Below are 16,087 nucleotides of genomic sequence, written 5' to 3'. Positions count from 1 at the left end.
GATTTCATTTCAAGTGTTGTGTACATATTTTTGATCATTGGTGTAATTTATATTTTACATTTTTTTCACGATAAAGTGGAGTTCATCCTGTTCAGGATGATCAAAAACCAATCGATGACTCAAAGCTTCTGAACATCATTTTTTCAAAAAAATGTCATAAAGTTGGTGTAAAACGGTTGGGTAAACTTTATAGTCGAGTTGAGACTTGGAAATAAGTCTTTAGAAACGATGTATACAAGGGAGGTCAGAATGAGCGACCAAATCGTAAACGATGAATGTCTTGAGTTAATAGATGCGATGGAAATAGGTTTTACCTTGTCAGATTATGAGTGGGTAACCGATGAGCTGATAGATGATACGTTAAATTAATCATCTTTTATACATTCATACCAAGAAAGAGCCAGTGCAAAAGCGCTGGCTTTGTGCTTCTATGGTACTTGTCTTTTTATTTTGTAGAAACTGATGAACTATCTTGCCCATTTGCATATCGCATCGTACTGTCAGTCAAGTTTACTGGGTAACTTACTTGGTGATTTCGTCAAAGGTGATCCAGCCTCTCGTTTTACCCCTTCGATAGTGCAAGGTATTAAGTTGCATCGTTATGTGGATAGCATGACGGATGGCCATGACCAAGTTAGAATAGCAAAACAACTATTTCTTGGTAGGCGTAGGCGATTTTCTGGTATTGCTCTTGATATGTTTTGGGACCATTGTCTTGCATTAGAGTGGCAGCAATACCATCAGAGTAATCTGAGCGATTTTTGCCAAAAGGCAGAATATAAAGTTCGTGAAGAGTGTGACCAAGTTCTACCCGAAAGATTTATGGTTGTCACCGAGGCGATGTGGAAAGGCCGATGGTTAGAATCTTACCAAAGCATGGAAAACATACACTTGGCGTTGCAAAGGATGTCAACACGCTCACCTAGAATGGCAGAGCTAGTTTCCTGTTCTGATACGTTAGATCTGCACTATGACTGCTTGAAAAGCATTTTCCATGTTTTATATCCTGAGATACTAAACGCTTCGAAAAGATTTTGATAGAATACTAGTCCCTGTTTTATCCGGAAATCTAACATGCCTTCATTTGACCAATTAGGCTTATCTCCAACTTTAACCAAAACTCTAAACAAATTGGGGTTTAGCACTCCGACACAGATACAAGAGCAAGCAATTCCTGTTGTTATGCAAGGAAAAGACGTGCTTGCTGGAGCGCAAACAGGAACAGGCAAAACAGCGGCTTTCGGGCTGCCAATACTGAATAAAATATTAGACGCTAGTGATGAGCGAGATCGGCAATCTAACGACGTACTGGCTTTGATTGTTGTTCCGACACGAGAGTTGGCGCAGCAAGTATTCGAGAGTCTTACCGCTTATGCCGAGTCAACAAAGATAGAAATTGTCACCGCATATGGTGGAACCAGTATCAATACGCAAACTCGTAATCTTGAATATGGGTGCGATGTCCTTATTGCAACGCCAGGTCGATTACTGGATCATCTGTACTGCAAAAATATAAGCTTAAAAAAAACTAAATACTTGGTACTCGATGAAGCTGATCGTATGTTGGATATGGGCTTTATGCCTGATGTGCAACGTATTCTTAAACAGATAAATGCTAATCGTCAGACTCTATTTTTTTCAGCAACTTTTGATAAGAAGATTAAAGCTATTGCCTATCGACTGATGAATGAACCTGTTGAAGTTCAAGTCACGCCATCCAATAGCACTGCGGAAACTGTTAAGCAGGTGGTATATCCCGTCGATAAAAAGCGAAAAGCTGAATTACTCGCTTATTTGATTGGTTCTCGAAACTGGCATCAGGTGCTCGTCTTTACCAAAACCAAGCAGGGTAGTGATTCTCTGGCTAAGGAACTAAAGCTAGATGGCATTGTTGCGGCATCAATCAATGGAGACAAAAGCCAGGGCGCTCGTCAAAAAGCGCTTGATGATTTTAAATCCGGCAAAGTGAGGGCATTGATAGCGACTGACGTAGCGGCTAGAGGTTTAGATATCAATCAGCTAGAGCAAGTTATAAACTACGATATGCCTTATAAAGCAGAAGATTATGTTCACCGTATTGGGCGGACTGGTCGTGCAGGGTATGAAGGCATTGCTATTTCTCTGATGAGTAAAGATGAGGAGTATCTACTTGCCGCAATTGAAAGGCTTTTAGATACTCGTTTGCCGCAAGAATGGCTACAAGGTTTTGAGCCCAGCTTGGAAGACACGGGAGACAATGAGCTGAAACAAACTAAGCGCAGCAAAAGCCGTTCTGCGGAGAAGCGAAAACTTAAGGCTCAAATGAAAATTCATTCTAATAGAGGAAAGAAGAAGCCAAATAAATAAAGTTGTTCATTTTGATATATCAAAGGGCTTGATATGCGTTTAGAACTATTGTCAAAAAAGCATGATAAAAAACTCCTTAAGTTTGAACTTGAGAATAGAGACTGGTTCGAGTCTATGATTCCTCCCCGAGAGCCCGAGTTTTATTCTTTATTGGGAACTACAGAGCATATCCAATTGTTTTTACTTGAGTATAAAGCAAGAACTTTAATCCCAATGTTAATTATTGATGATAAAGGGAACTTGGTTGGAAGGATCAATGTATCTAACATAGACAGCAATAAACATCAGGCACATATTGGTTATCGAGTCGGTCAAGCGTTCGCAAATCGTGGAATCGCCAACTATGCGGTGACTAATATGGTGCGAATAGTAGAAAAGTTTGGCATTAAAGAGCTACTAGCTTATGCCTCAACAGAAAATATTGCATCGCAAAGAGTACTCAAAACCAACGGTTTTAAAGCCGTGGGATTGGTATCAAACTATGCTGAATTGCATGGTGTTCCGATTGACTGTATTGAGTTTAAGCTATGCTTGAGTTAGTAAAACAAGCTTGAATCATTGCTCGTAGTCTAAACATTTGTATTTCTATATCGGGATTTTTCTGGAAATTTTTTTCGCTGTGTTTTAGTGAACAATAAATAAAGAATATAAAAATTATAGAGTTACAAAAATTTAGAGGGTTTTTGTATGCTCTTAGTGCAGTTTGTAGTCTTGACTTAACCTAACCATGCACTATTACTTACCGTTAGTATCTATTAATGCTGAAGGAACAGTGTTCGGAGTCACTATGAAAAAAACCTTAGCTCTACTTTGTACAGTTCTAGCCTCTACCTCAGTCCTTGCAAAAACCAATGTTACCGTTTTTGGGGATGACTCTTATCCACCATATTCTTACATTGATAGCGGTCGCATGACTGGTATATATACGGTCATTCTAGAGCGCATTTTCGAGAAAATGCCTGACTACAATGTAACCATAAAAGGTGTTCCGTGGAAACGAGGACTACTTGAGATAGAAGGGGGCAAAAATTTTGCCTTGTATCCTCCCTACAAACGTCCAAAGCAGCGTCCGTATATGGAATACGACATGTCTATATTGGATGAAAAACTTGTTGTAGTGTGCCAGAAATCTGTTCTCAGCTCACCGAGACCTAACTGGCCTGGTGACTACATGGGATTGACCATTGGTAACAACTCAGGATTTTCTGCAGGCGGAGATGAGTTCAAAGCTGCTGTTAAAGCTGGGAAGATAAAACTCAGTGAGACGAAAGGAACGCCTAAGAACTTACTCAAGCTTATCGCTGGGCGTGTGGACTGTTATATGAACGACGCCTTGTCGATACAGTGGGAGCTCAAAAAGCTCCAGAAGGAAGGCAAGTATAACGGCTCAAGCATTGTAGAAGGTGCGACAATCAGTTCAGAGCAAGGCTTCCTAGGATTTGCTACCAAAGGCGATAAATTCCCATTCAAAGATGATTTCAAGTCACAGTATCACAAAATTCTTTCGGAAATGAAAGCGAGCGGTGAAGTGGATAAAATCATTCAAGAATATTTGAAATAGTGTAAGAGTTTCATAGACAAGCGGGAGTTAACCTCCCGTTTTTTTTTACTTAGATTTCTTTATTTTGTTTTTTGTTAATAAATCCTTCTTATTGACCATTATTCAACTAAACTTTTTATTGAAATTAAATTTTTCAGTAGTGGAAATTAATATGATATATAATAAGGACTTAATCCTTCAATCTATAGATCAATATAATAATTCAAATGGGAAGGGGGCTGAAAGAAGCCGAATGAGTGATTGGTTGCATTTTGAAAATCACGGAAAAGCTGGTCAAGTTAGAGCGAATATATTGAAGAGCTATGTAGAGAAGTCCCAGCCTATATATATTGGTGGTTTGATATCAGAGTATTTGTCTGCCTCTGTAAAACCAGGAACACTTAATAAAATAATAAAAGATAATAGTCAAAAAGATTGCTTTAAACATGCGAAGGTCCTCAATGGCGGAAGCAATAACTCTGCTTCATTAAGAACATACGTAAAATCTGCACATAACAAAATAATTTCTAGAGATGCACAATATACTAAACCGTATCAGAATAAGTTGCTTGAAGGAAACTCTGTACCACCAGAAAGAATGATTGCTAGCGGGTTTAGCATATTTAAAAGTGATTTAAACAAGGTTAAAGACTTAAACTCGTCGGCACATACAGTTACTATGTATCAGCATAAAAGTACAAACGACATGTACTTTGGAAAGTCTTTAACTGACGGCAGTGAAGAAAAAATCAATGCTTTATCAGAAATTTTATATTCTCTAATATGGCAAAAATTTATTGGTGATCGTTCTTCTAAGTCACTTATCATGCTTGATGATAGTAATCAGATTTGTGGAATTTGTTCAAAAGGACTAAACCAGTTCAGTGAACTAAAGACGCAGCTAGGAAAAAATGGTTACCCTTCTAAACTAGGCTTACTCTCTATTGCTGTATTATCATATTTGCTTGTTGAGGATGATTTGCATACAAAAAATGTTGGTACATTTAATTATCATGGTGAGACGGTTTTTGGAAAAATAGATCATGATTATATTGTTTCAAAATTTAAAACTCATCAGTCTCACTTTAACAATGACTTCAACCTTGAGCTATTAGTCGGATATCTACTGACACAGGATGTCAATTTACTTAAATTAATGCTAAAAAGTCTTAGATTTTCTCCTGGAACAAAGAATAGTACTATGCTTAATTTTGGTCATTATTTAAGAGGACTAAATGGTGGGGCCAACACAACATTAGGAAGAAAAGCAACTCGAGATTTTTATTCAAATTATGTAACCATTCATAACAAATCTGAATGTGAGTTTTTGAAAAATAGAATAAAAACGTTGAATATAAGAGAAATGGATAAAGACTATGATAGCATTATAAAATTCGCAGCAAGATATAGTATTGTAGGTATAGATAAAATTAATGACGTTTATTTCTTTATTAAGAATAGGGTTTTAATCGCTAAGAATGAGTTATCAAGCCTAAGTTAGATTTGCAAATAACATAGTTAATCATTACACAATGATAGACTTCCTTCTTTCGAATCATAGATCAAAATATTGACGTTGATTTTTCGCTATGTTCTGGTGAAAGGCACTATAATCTCGACTAAACTTGGCAGGTCGTACATTTGGTGTACTTAACTGTATGAGCCTTAATGGATTATGGAAAATTTACAGGGTTTACAGATGGAATTAAAAGTCGCTGCATATGAAGATTATGAACGTTTGGCTTCACTGCAGGCTCAAAGTTGGAAAATGTTTTATCAGGATGCTTTGGAACCGAAATATTTAGATCTTGATATCCTCGCCGATCGCCGAGCTGTTTGGCAAACTCGCCTCATCAACCCTCCTTATAATCAACATGTTCTACTGCTTGAAGAAGGTGGATTACTCTGCGGGTTTATATGTGCATTCGGTAACCATGACTATGAAAAGGGAACAATTATTGATGCATTACACATCGATGAGTATTACTTAGGAAAAGGGTTGGACGTTAAATTAGTTAGTCATGTAGCGCAGTGGGTTAAGAAGCACTTCCCTAATAATGGTATTTATGTGAATGTTGTAAAAAGTAATCGCAGAGCGATTACTTTTTGTGAGTGGTTGGGGGGGCACTTTAAACAGGAAAGAACTTGGAATACACCTTGTGGTTCCCAAGTCCCAGAGCTGATTTATTCTTGGAACTCGCCCGAGAAGTTACTTGAATCAACTTCGCGATCCCAGAGCAGTGTGCTTAATTTGGTTAAAGGGTAGTCTATTGCCATCGAGACTAAGCGCCTTGTGTGCTAGTGAACACTGATTAGAGATCTTAGCCTAGGCTGGTACAGCGCTTTAGCGATGAACACTTTTCTGAAGGTGTTCGATAAATGATCCAACTTTTTTTGCTAGATGTTTTCTGGATGAATAAAAGGCATACAGCACGAGATCTTCGGCTTCATACTCTAGATGAAGTTCGGTGAGTAACCCTTTATCGATTTCATTTTGGCAAAATGGCAACGGTAATATTGCAGCGCCCAAGCCAGCCATTGCCCCTTGTTTGGCAAGCTGACCACTGTTGACTCTATAAGTAGAGTGAATTCTCTGGGTAATAGTTTCTCCTTTTTGAAGTTTAAAGACCCAGGGGGGCCCACTTAACACAGAAAACGTGCTAATGCATGGGATATGGTGCAAGTCACTCAACTTATTTGGTTTTGAGTAAGTGCGCAGTAGTTTTGGGGCTGCAACCACTGTACTGGTCCAGCGAGTGATCTCCCGTGCTATCCAACTGCTGTCTGGTAAGTTGCCTCTATGGAAACTGAGAAAGACATCAAACCCGTTCAGAAAATCTTGGTTGGGGGTTAAGTTTGTGTCACAGCATAATGATATTGACGGGTGTTCAACGCAAAAAGATACCACAGCTTCTGCCAATTGAGGAGAATCTGGCATGAGCACTCTAAGTTGACCAAATGCATCATGGCTGTACTCAGTCACTTGGTTTAATGCGTTATCAAGCTGTAAGAGCAAAGGTTGAGTTTGTTCATACAACTGATCTCCCGCTGGAGTGGGTGAAGTTTTACGAGTGGTCCTATTAAATAGTCGAGTGTGAAGCGTATTTTCAAGTAAACCGATATGACGGCTAACATTAGATGTCGGTAACCCAAGAAACTCAGAGGCTTTTTTAAAACTATTGTTCTCATAAACACAGTGAAAGCTTTTTAACCATTGCTGCTCAACCTTATCTATCATCTTCAACTGTCGCATTTTTTGAGATTATAAATTTAAAAATAGCGACTTTATTACTTAAATTCGCCCGATACAATCCTTTTACCATGTCTGCGTGCCAATAAGATACTGGCAGTTATAAACTGAAATAGATGAGCGAAGATAACAATGAGCTGGTTAGAGAAATTAGTACCAAGTAATAATATAATTAAAAGACGCAAGGCTGAGATACCAGACGGTGTATGGATGCAATGTCCCAACTGTACTAAGACATTATATAAAGCGTTTGTTGAACAAAATTTGTATGTATGCCCGGAGTGTATATACCATATGAGAATGCCTGCTCGTGAGCGATTGGCATCTTTCTTAGATCAAGGCGAACTAATGGAAATGGGAGGTGATATACAACCCAGAGATATCGTCGGATTTAAAGACGTTAAACAATATAAAGAGCGTCTAAAAGTCGCCCAAAAACAGACCGGAGAGAAGGATGCACTGGCCGTATTAAAAGGTGAGTTGTATGGGTTACCTATTGTCACTTGTGCTTTTGAATTTTCATTTATGGCGGGATCAATGGGCTCGGTGGTAGGAGCTCGGTTTGTTGCTGCTGTTGAAACAGCAATAGCCGAGAAGTGTGGACTGGTATGTTTTTCAGCATGTGGCGGGGCACGGATGCAAGAGTCCTTGATGTCACTACTACAAATGTCAAAAACCAGTTCAGCTTTGGGGCGTTTATCTGATTTGAGACTACCTTATATATCGGTCTTAACAGACCAGACCTTTGGTGGGGTATCGGCAAGTTTAGCTATGTTAGGAGACGTTAATATTGCCGAACCAAGGGCAAGAATTGGATTCGCTGGCAGGCGGGTTATTGAGCAAACGGTTCGCCAGCAATTGCCCGACGAATTCTTATGTTCAAGCAGGCTTGATGGGTGTCACTGAAGATAGTGATTACAACCGTGTTACCACTCCAAACTATTCGGCCAATATCGAAAATAAGGATGAGGTTGGTGCGTATGTTCAAGTGGTGATCCCCTTTGGTGGCGGAAAACGTGAACGTTTAAACTGTAATCGCCTTTTCAATATTGAAATCGATCGCCTAAAAGCACAGATTGAAAAACTCAAAGCGGAAGCCAGCCTGGGTGATATTTGGGCGCAGGCGAGTGAAGAACAGGATAAAAGCATTCCTGAGATGATCACAGTCGATGAAACACGTGGGACTGCACTTTTCGATGTCGATGGTTACTCGCTGAACTCATCGTTTACTCATAAGTTTAACGATGTGGTTTTTACACTTCTTGATAACGATCAAGCGAAAGTTAAGGTTATCGTACTCAATGATTCTGGTTTACCAGAGAGTGAAGAGCTGGATCTTGCCGAGCAACGAGCAGACTCTATCGCAAAATATCTAGAGAGTAGAGGCATTGATAAAAGCCGGATAAAAGTACTCGCACGAGGGAACCTTTACCCCGTAGAGGCGAGTGATACCCAAGAAGGCCGAAACGCAAATACTAGGGTTGAATTTATCATTAGTAGGTAAGCTGATGATGACAAATCGCGTTTAAGTAATCAATTTTCTGATCCACAACGTACAAAACCATAGACTCACAGTGGAGAAAACAAAATGGAATTGCAAATCGAATCATTGGAAGGTGGAATTTATTTAGCTTATTCGGTAGATGGTGACGAGAAGATGTTACTGCGCGATGGCAATCATGACCCACTTAAATTTTCGAGCTTATGTCAAGCGAAGGAGCATTTCAAAGACCAGCAGTACCATAGTGCTTGCCTGGTTCACCTTAGCGCGTACGACGAAATGTGTGGTGAAAATATCGCAGCGGGTATCCCTCTCAAAACAGACCTTCAATGGTACTAAGCGACTCCAATTAAAGCTGTTAGGCCAACACTCTTGCGGTGTTGGCCTTCTCTGTATTAGTATCTCGCAAATACGATCATTAAAATATTCGTATCCATAAATGTGTATGCTCAGCAAGATGTATTATTCATAATGCATTTGTCTTTTTTGAATTTTTATTGATTATTATATTTCAGCATCAAGGAATATGACTCGATCGTGAAAAATAGCCTTTCTATACGAGCGTATACCCGTCAGAAGCATGGTCACACACATGACTACCATCAATTGGTTTTGCCGATAGCTGGCGCAATCGATATTGAACTTGATAGTTACGTAGGAAGCGTTTCTGTTGGCGAGTGCGTTGTCATTCCTTCGGGAATCTGTCACCACTTTCGCGCCCATGAATCCGCTCGGTTTGTTGTTGCCGACTTAAACGAGTTACCATCAAATTTACTTGATACGACAAGTTTGGTATTTCCCATATCGGCGCCTCTCCTATCCTACTTATCGTTTGTCGAGTCTCAGCTACAACATAGGGTCGAAGATACTCTTGAAGAATCTATGATGTCTATGTTCAATCAGCTTATGCTTCAACAATCTTGTGACATGAAGATAGATCGTAGAATTCGACTAGCAATACAAGCTATAGACAAGGATCTCAGTGATGAAATTAGCATTGACTCTTTAGCTGCAAAGGCTTGCCTTAGTCCAACACAATTTAAGAAGTTGTTTAAGCTTTCTACAGGTCAAAGCGTGATGCAATATGTTGCCAAGCAGCGTATGGAAAAGGCGAAAGCTTTATTAACTCACACTGATATGCCAGTTCAATTGATCTCTGAAGCGGTTGGATATTCCGACCTGTCGGCATTTAGTCGGCGGTTTTCTCTGTTTTTTGGTCTTTCACCTAAAGCAATGCGTGGTTGAATGTTTGATTAACTGTTGAGTCTCTAAAGCCAACTTTAGTGTCTTATCTGCAAAGTTTATCTAATCTTTTTCATTATCATTTGTGTATTAACTACATACAAAAGAAAATGGTAATGACACTCATGGTACATCAAAAACAGAGAAAAATTGGCATAGGTTTGATTTTATTCTCGTCTTTGCTTTGGGGAACAACAGGAACGGCTGCTTCATTGATCCCCAATGTGAGCCCTTTGGCGATTGGTGGATTTTCTATGGGCTTAGGCGGTTTCTTATTAGCATTGCTAGCGCGAAAAACAATCATCAGCGATAGGATGATATTGAATGAAAACAAGTGGCTAGTTTGTATTGGAGCCTTAGCCTTAGCGGTTTATCCTCTTGCTTTTTATACCTCGATGAAGATGGCTGGAGTCGCTATTGGTACGGTCGTGTCTATATCTAGTGCGCCATTATTTGTTGCCATCATAGAACGTCTTTTTAGCAAAAATACCACAGTGGATTTACTTTGGATCTTTAGTCTTTTTATCGGCACATTAGGCATAAGTTTACTGGTCTTTTCAGACTCCTCTGTCGCTATGGAGTCGTCTGAGATAAATCACCATATTGGTATTAGCCTAGGGTTGTTAGCCGGTTTGACTTACGCGATTTATGCATGGGTGGCGAGAGATCTAATCACTAAAGGGGCGAATTCAAAATCTGCGATGGGAAGTGTTTTTGGTTTAGGTGCTGTATTTCTTATCCCCTCACTTATTTTTACTGGGGATGGGCTATTTGACACACAATTAAGTACCTCAGTTGCTTTATATATGGCATTGGTACCAATGTTTTTAGGGTATGTTTGCTTTGGGTATGGCTTAAAAGTGGTGTCAGCAAGTCAAGCAAGTTTACTTACGCTTTTTGAACCTGTTGTTGCGACTGTATTTGCGTTAAGTATAGTTGGTGAGCGTATTGAAGCGCTTGGATTGATAGGTATAGGGCTGATTATGATGTGTTTACTATTGCAATCATATCAACCCAAAAGCAAGTCTCATCTAGCGCTGCAAAGCGAGTGATACTTTGGATGTCGGCTTTCTACCCAGCGTATCACTGATTTCCCAACCAGCTTGAGCAAGCAGGTGTAGATCGATTCCAGTCTCTATACCTAAGCCATGGCACAGGTAAACGACATCCTCGGTGGCGACATTACCGGAAGCCCCAGCAGCATATGGGCAACCGCCAAGTCCAGCAACACTGCTGTCTATCACTTTAACACCCATTTGCAGGGATTGGTAAATATTAGCTAATGCCTGCCCATAGGTGTCATGAAAGTGAACGGCGATGCGCTCAAGTGGAACTTGCTTACTTACAGCATCAATAACTTTAGCTGTTCGCATCGGCGTGCCTGTGCCTACGGTGTCGCCGAGAGATACCTCATAGCAACCTAGATCAATCAGGGAGCGAGCAATTTTCGCGACCTCGTTTGGATCGGTTGGCCCGTCGTAAGGACAATCAAGGATACAAGACAAATACCCCCGTACGGGAATGTCTTGAGCACGTGCTTGCGCGATGACGGGCTTAAACCTCTCCAAGCTTTCTGCAATGGAGCAATTGATGTTTTTCTGGCAAAACCCTTCAGATGCCGATGTAAATACAGCAACCTCATCGGCTTTGGCCGTTATTGCGGTTTCTAATCCCTTTAAATTAGGGGCTAGGGAGCTGTAGCGAATATTAGGCTGACGCTTAATTTGCTGCATCACCTCTAATGAGTCCGCCATCTGTGGCACCCACTTGGGTGAAACAAATGCACCTGCTTCAATAAATTTAAGCCCACATGATGACAGTTGATCAATGAGCTTTACTTTAGCTTCTGTTGATACTGCTTTCTCATTTTGCAGGCCATCACGAGGTCCAACTTCAACAATTTTTACTGACTGAGGCAGATCTGTTTTTGGGATCATGGTTGTCCCTCACTTACCCAGCTCGCAGAGCGCTTCTCAAAAAATGCGCTCAGTCCTTCTTGCCCCTGTTCTGAGGCCCTAACTTTTGCAATAAGCTCACTAGTATAATCAATCAGCTCATGCGCCAATGGTTTAGACTCGCATTCTTGAATAAGGAGCTTAGTCTTTGTTATTGCAACAGGGCTGTTAACAAGTAGATGAGAAAGCAAATGCTCTCTGCGCTCGCTTATTTGCTCTGAAGACACCACTTCATGAATTAGCCCCATATTTAGAGCTTGCGCTGCATCAAATCGTTCGGCCGTCAACATGTAGCGCCTTGATTGGCGAGCTCCAATACTACGATTCACGTACGGGCCAATAGTTGCAGGTACTAAGCCTAATTTGACTTCGCTGAGACAAAAGAGTGCGCTGTTATCTGCCAACGCAATATCACAGCAACATATTAGTCCTAAAGCGCCGCCAAAGGCGCAGCCGTGGACAAGAGCAAGAGTTGGATGTGGAAAATTGTCCAAACATTGCATCAAAAACGCTAACCTAGATGCGTCTTGTCGGTTTTCTTGCTCAGTTTTACTTGCCATAGACTTCATCCATGCCAAATCAGCACCGGCAGAAAAATGTTTGCCGTTTCCTTGCAGCACTAGGCATCGAACTGACTCGTCATGAGCCAGTGATTCGATGGATTCAATTAATGCTTCGATTACCTCTGCGTTAAAGGCATTGTGCTTATCAATGCGATTTAACGTTAAGGTTGCAACGCCACGTGAATCAATATGGCAGTCTAGGTATGTCCTATCCTTGGTGTTGTTCATACCGTTTCCTTACATTCTGAAGATACCAAACTGACTATCAGGAATAGGCGCTTGAGCCGCCGCTTTGAGTGCTTGTGCTAATACATCACGGGTCTGTTTTGGGTCGATAATTCCATCGTCCCACAGTCTTGCACTAGCGTAGTAAGGGTGTCCTTGCTGCTCATACAATTCGACAATTCCTTTCTTGAATTGATTTTCTTGAATGTCAGACCATGGTTCGCCTTGGCGCTTCAACACCTCGCGTTTGACTTGGGTTAGAACTCCAGCTGCTTGCTCGCCGCCCATCACAGATATTCTGGCATTGGGCCACATCCACATTAGAGTAGGGTCATATGCTCGGCCACACATTCCATAATTACCAGCACCGTATGAGCCGCCGATAATAATGGTAAATTTAGGTACATCGGCGCAGGCCACTGCCATAACAAGCTTAGCGCCGTGTTTGGCAATGCCTCCTTCCTCAACTTTTTTCCCAACCATGAAACCAGTTATGTTTTGCAAAAACAACAGAGGAATCTTACGTTTTGCGCACAGCTCGATAAAGTGGGCACCTTTCTGTGCGGATTCAGCAAACAAAATGCCATTGTTGGCGACGATCCCGATCAGTCTACCTTCAATTCGAGCAAATCCACAAACGAGGGTTGTACCAAATAAGGCTTTAAACTCATCAAAGTCTGAGTCATCGACGATGCGGGCAATCACTTCTCGAACATCGAAAGACAGGCGTAGGTCCGAATTGACGATGCCATATATTTCTTCAACTGGCAGTCTAGGAGGGAGAACTTTGTCGATAGGGGCCTGATTTGCCACTTGATTACAGCTTGATAGTGCTTCACGAGCCATGTGCATCGCTTGTTGCTCATTTTCTGCGTAGTAATCGGCAACACCAGATTTCCTACAGTGAACATCGGCACCGCCAAGCTCTTCATCTGTCACAACCTCACCAGTGGCTGCTTTGACAAGCGGAGGACCTGCCAAGAAAATTGTGCCTTGTTTTTTAACGATTACAGACACATCTGCCATAGCAGGTATATAGGCGCCCCCCGCAGTACAAGGACCTAACACAACGGCAATTTGTGGTATGCCTTTGGCTGACATACGCGCCTGATTAAAGAATATTCGCCCAAAATGATCTTTATCAGGAAACACTTCGGCTTGATGGGGGAGGTTAGCACCGCCAGAGTCGACCAAGTAGACACAAGGTAGGTTGCAGCGTTCCGCAATTTCCTGCGCCCTAAGGTGTTTTTTGACGGTGAGTGGGTAATAAGTTCCACCTTTAACAGAAGGGTCGTTTGCCAGAACCATACATGGCACGCCCTTGATTTGGCCAATTCCTGCCACGACACCAGCACATGGGATGGACTCTTCGTATACTTCCCATGCCGCAAATTGACCTACTTCTAAGAAGTCTGACCCAGGATCAAGCAGAAGATCGATACGTTCGCGAACAGGTAATTTTCCTTTCTTGCGCTGTCTTTCGACAGCTTTCGGGCCTCCACCTTGCTTTAGGCTCTCTAGATCCGCACTGAGTTTTTCTACAAGCCCGGTCATTGCTTGCTGGTTTTTAACAAACAATGGGGAATCGGTTTTTATTTTAGTTTTAATGACTGCCATAACATCCTCGTTAGCGTGACTCTTCAAACAGCTCACGCCCAATAAGCATCCTGCGAATTTCTGACGTTCCTGCACCAATTTCATAGAGTTTTGCGTCTCTTAATAAACGTCCGGCAGGAAATTCATTGATATAGCCGTTGCCACCAAGTAACTGGATAGCATCTAGGGCAATTTGAGTCGCCATTTCGGCGCTGTATAAGATAGCTCCAGCTGCGTCTTTTCTGGTCGTTTCTCCTCTGTCACATGCACTTGCCACAGCATAAACATAAGATCGAGCAGCATTGGCTCGGGTGTACATGTCTGCAACCTTGGCTTGGATTAGCTGAAACTCGCCAATAGAGCGACCAAATTGCTTGCGGTCATGGACATAAGGAACCACGAGATCAAGACAGGCTTGCATAATGCCAAGTGGACCTGCTGCAAGTACAACACGTTCATAATCCAAACCGCTCATAAGAACTTTTACGCCTTGATTTACTTCACCTAGGACATTTTCAACTGGAACTTTGCAGTTGTTGAATACCAGCTCACAGGTATTGGACCCTCTCATCCCCAGTTTGTCGAGCTTTTGAGCGTGGCTAAAGCCTTCAAAATCACTTTCTATGATAAAAGCAGTGATCCCTTTCGATGCTGCGGAAGGGTCGGTTTTTGCGTACACGACAAGAACATGAGCATCTGGACCGTTAGTGATCCACATTTTGTTGCCATTAAGTACGTAGTGATCACCTTTAAGCTCGGCCTTAAGTTGCATGCTCACCACGTCAGAGCCAGCATTAGGCTCACTCATCGCCAAAGCACCAATATGCTCACCAGTAACGAGTTTCGGTAGATATTTTTCTCGTTGGGCAGCGTTGCCATTGCGAAATATTTGGTTCACACATAAGTTTGAATGTGCACCATAGCTCAAAGCAACGGAAGCTGAAGCGCGGCTTATTTCCTCCATCGCCACCACATGAGCAAGATAGCCCATGCCAGCACCACCAAACTCTTCATCAACCGTGACACCAAGCAATCCCATTGCTCCCATTTCAGCCCAAAGATGGTTGGGGAACTGGTTTTCTTCGTCCACTTTAGCCGCAATAGGGGCTATCTGCTCTCGAGCAAAAGCATTGACGTGCTCTCTCAACATGTTGATTGACTCGTCGAGTCCGAAATTGAGAGGGGTGTATTGAGATATCATATCGCCTCCGATTGGCTGATTTTCTGTTAAGCACAACATCCATTATTGATGACAGTTCAACTTGCTTTAGAACGCTCTAAAGCCTCTTCACATCGTTTTCGAGCAGTATTCAAATCTTCTAAGACTATGGTGATGTCTTCCAACTGACGTTTGAGTACGGCTTCCTTGTCGTCGATGATTTTGAGCATTTTTATTAATTGAGTATCCAGCTGATTTGTATCGTAAAGTTCCAACAAGTCACGGATCTCGGCGAGCGAAAAACCCAGACGCTTTCCTCGTAAAATTAGTTTGAGACGAACCTTGTCTCTACGTTGATAGACGCGCATACTTCCTTTGCGTTCAGGTTGAATAAGGCCCATATCTTCGTAAAAGCGGATACTTCTTGTTGTGATATCAAACTCTTTTGCGAGCTCGCTGATTTTGTAGGTTCCCACCAGGTGAAACTCCCCAAGTTTGGTGATAGACAATCACACTGTACGCTACGACGGTAAAAAAGATTTTACAGTTTGCGAATGTGTTTGTTTACGTTAACGTAAATGTTAGTGCTATGCTTACGTAAACGTCAAGGAATAAACGTGCAAAAATTTAATGGCCTAACGAGTAAAAGTGATGCTTAAGACAGTCGCAACGCAGTTGCTTGATGGGCTGAGCCGTTTTTAAACCGTCAT

16 protein-coding genes and 1 pseudogene are annotated in these 16,087 nt (G+C 41.6%); 11 read left to right on the top strand and 6 right to left on the bottom strand.

The features are described from left to right. Positions 1-462 precede the first annotated feature (462 nt). From FIV01_RS15920 to FIV01_RS15895, 6 genes are all read left to right on the top strand, one after another. Positions 463-1,038 carry an acyl carrier protein phosphodiesterase gene (locus FIV01_RS15920; RefSeq protein WP_152431982.1) on the top strand — a complete coding sequence of 192 codons (576 nt, stop codon included), beginning with the start codon at positions 463-465 and terminating at the stop codon, positions 1,036-1,038. Positions 1,039-1,074: 36 nt separating this feature from the next. Next, on the top strand, positions 1,075-2,346 hold the full coding sequence (locus FIV01_RS15915; RefSeq protein WP_152431981.1) for a DEAD/DEAH box helicase: 1,272 nt from the start codon (positions 1,075-1,077) through the stop codon (positions 2,344-2,346). Positions 2,347-2,379: 33 nt separating this feature from the next. Further along, positions 2,380-2,886, top strand: coding sequence for a GNAT family N-acetyltransferase (locus tag FIV01_RS15910; protein ID WP_152431980.1), 507 nt, complete (start codon positions 2,380-2,382; stop codon positions 2,884-2,886). 247 nt (positions 2,887-3,133) lie between these two features. Beyond that, on the top strand, positions 3,134-3,907 hold the full coding sequence (locus FIV01_RS15905) for a substrate-binding periplasmic protein (RefSeq protein ID WP_152431979.1): 774 nt from the start codon (positions 3,134-3,136) through the stop codon (positions 3,905-3,907). A 151-nt stretch (positions 3,908-4,058) separates the two neighbouring features. Next, complete coding sequence (locus FIV01_RS15900) at positions 4,059-5,387, top strand: hypothetical protein (protein WP_152431978.1); 1,329 nt, start codon at positions 4,059-4,061, stop codon at positions 5,385-5,387. 198 nt (positions 5,388-5,585) lie between these two features. Then, positions 5,586-6,152 (top strand): GNAT family N-acetyltransferase, encoded by a 567-nt coding sequence (locus FIV01_RS15895; protein ID WP_152431977.1) that lies wholly within the window; start codon positions 5,586-5,588, stop codon positions 6,150-6,152. Positions 6,153-6,230: 78 nt separating this feature from the next. Here FIV01_RS15895 and FIV01_RS15890 read toward each other — a convergent pair whose 3' ends face one another. Next, complete coding sequence (locus FIV01_RS15890) at positions 6,231-7,124, bottom strand: LysR family transcriptional regulator (RefSeq protein WP_152431976.1); 894 nt, start codon at positions 7,122-7,124, stop codon at positions 6,231-6,233. Between the two features lie 144 nt (positions 7,125-7,268). On the opposite strand from FIV01_RS15890, the pseudogene accD reads away from it, so the two are divergent. From accD to FIV01_RS15865, 5 genes and pseudogenes are all read left to right on the top strand, one after another. Beyond that, positions 7,269-8,009, top strand: a pseudogene (gene accD, locus FIV01_RS15885) (acetyl-CoA carboxylase, carboxyltransferase subunit beta); the annotation flags it as partial. 19 nt (positions 8,010-8,028) lie between these two features. Beyond that, entirely contained in the window at positions 8,029-8,640 is a 612-nt protein-coding gene (locus tag FIV01_RS15880) for an OmpA family protein (protein ID WP_152431974.1), read from the top strand. Between the two features lie 84 nt (positions 8,641-8,724). Next, entirely contained in the window at positions 8,725-8,976 is a 252-nt protein-coding gene (locus tag FIV01_RS15875; protein ID WP_114786396.1) for a DUF6482 family protein, read from the top strand. A gap of 198 nt (positions 8,977-9,174) precedes the next feature. Continuing rightward, positions 9,175-9,882, top strand: a complete 708-nt coding sequence (locus tag FIV01_RS15870; RefSeq protein ID WP_152431973.1) for an AraC family transcriptional regulator — start codon at positions 9,175-9,177, stop codon at positions 9,880-9,882. A 113-nt stretch (positions 9,883-9,995) separates the two neighbouring features. After that, positions 9,996-10,931: a DMT family transporter gene (locus tag FIV01_RS15865; protein WP_152431972.1), complete on the top strand. Its 936-nt coding sequence runs from the start codon at positions 9,996-9,998 to the stop codon at positions 10,929-10,931. Here FIV01_RS15865 and FIV01_RS15860 read toward each other — a convergent pair. Genes FIV01_RS15860 through FIV01_RS15840 form a run of 5 tightly spaced genes read right to left on the bottom strand, consistent with a single transcriptional unit; the run spans position 10,911 to position 15,853 of the window. Then, positions 10,911-11,816, bottom strand: a complete 906-nt coding sequence (locus FIV01_RS15860) for a hydroxymethylglutaryl-CoA lyase (RefSeq protein WP_152431971.1) — start codon at positions 11,814-11,816, stop codon at positions 10,911-10,913. The genes FIV01_RS15865 and FIV01_RS15860 overlap by 21 nt on opposite strands. Next, positions 11,813-12,625, bottom strand: coding sequence for an enoyl-CoA hydratase/isomerase family protein (locus FIV01_RS15855; RefSeq protein WP_152431970.1), 813 nt, complete (start codon positions 12,623-12,625; stop codon positions 11,813-11,815). Before FIV01_RS15855 ends, FIV01_RS15860 begins: the two co-directional genes overlap by 4 nt. A 9-nt stretch (positions 12,626-12,634) precedes the next feature. Continuing rightward, positions 12,635-14,239, bottom strand: a complete 1,605-nt coding sequence (locus FIV01_RS15850; RefSeq protein ID WP_152431969.1) for a carboxyl transferase domain-containing protein — start codon at positions 14,237-14,239, stop codon at positions 12,635-12,637. Positions 14,240-14,249: 10 nt separating this feature from the next. Then, the gene (locus FIV01_RS15845; protein ID WP_152431968.1) at positions 14,250-15,419 is read right to left on the bottom strand and encodes an isovaleryl-CoA dehydrogenase; all 1,170 of its coding nucleotides are present in this window, start codon (positions 15,417-15,419) and stop codon (positions 14,250-14,252) included. A 56-nt stretch (positions 15,420-15,475) separates the two neighbouring features. Beyond that, positions 15,476-15,853 (bottom strand): MerR family transcriptional regulator, encoded by a 378-nt coding sequence (locus FIV01_RS15840; protein WP_114786443.1) that lies wholly within the window; start codon positions 15,851-15,853, stop codon positions 15,476-15,478. Positions 15,854-16,087 lie beyond the last annotated feature (234 nt).

Origin of the sequence: Vibrio aquimaris (assembly GCF_009363415.1) — a bacterium.
Classification (GTDB): domain Bacteria; phylum Pseudomonadota; class Gammaproteobacteria; order Enterobacterales; family Vibrionaceae; genus Vibrio; species Vibrio aquimaris.
This window is presented reverse-complemented; position numbering and strand designations above follow the sequence as displayed.

Bases quoted from the DNA above. Each gene is read 5' to 3' on its own strand.
- FIV01_RS15850 (WP_152431969.1), bottom strand. From the start codon at position 14,239: ATGGCAGTCATTAAAACTAAAATAAAAACCGATTCCCCATTGTTTGTT.
- FIV01_RS15920 (WP_152431982.1), top strand. From the start codon at position 463: ATGAACTATCTTGCCCATTTGCATATCGCATCGTACTGTCAGTCAAGT.
- FIV01_RS15880 (WP_152431974.1), top strand. From the start codon at position 8,029: ATGGGTGTCACTGAAGATAGTGATTACAACCGTGTTACCACTCCAAAC.
- FIV01_RS15865 (WP_152431972.1), top strand. From the start codon at position 9,996: ATGACACTCATGGTACATCAAAAACAGAGAAAAATTGGCATAGGTTTG.
- FIV01_RS15845 (WP_152431968.1), bottom strand. From the start codon at position 15,419: ATGATATCTCAATACACCCCTCTCAATTTCGGACTCGACGAGTCAATC.
- FIV01_RS15905 (WP_152431979.1), top strand. From the start codon at position 3,134: ATGAAAAAAACCTTAGCTCTACTTTGTACAGTTCTAGCCTCTACCTCA.
- FIV01_RS15860 (WP_152431971.1), bottom strand. From the start codon at position 11,816: ATGATCCCAAAAACAGATCTGCCTCAGTCAGTAAAAATTGTTGAAGTT.
- FIV01_RS15875 (WP_114786396.1), top strand. From the start codon at position 8,725: ATGGAATTGCAAATCGAATCATTGGAAGGTGGAATTTATTTAGCTTAT.
- FIV01_RS15915 (WP_152431981.1), top strand. From the start codon at position 1,075: ATGCCTTCATTTGACCAATTAGGCTTATCTCCAACTTTAACCAAAACT.
- FIV01_RS15895 (WP_152431977.1), top strand. From the start codon at position 5,586: ATGGAATTAAAAGTCGCTGCATATGAAGATTATGAACGTTTGGCTTCA.
- FIV01_RS15910 (WP_152431980.1), top strand. From the start codon at position 2,380: ATGCGTTTAGAACTATTGTCAAAAAAGCATGATAAAAAACTCCTTAAG.
- FIV01_RS15855 (WP_152431970.1), bottom strand. From the start codon at position 12,625: ATGAACAACACCAAGGATAGGACATACCTAGACTGCCATATTGATTCA.
- FIV01_RS15900 (WP_152431978.1), top strand. From the start codon at position 4,059: ATGATATATAATAAGGACTTAATCCTTCAATCTATAGATCAATATAAT.
- FIV01_RS15890 (WP_152431976.1), bottom strand. From the start codon at position 7,124: ATGATAGATAAGGTTGAGCAGCAATGGTTAAAAAGCTTTCACTGTGTT.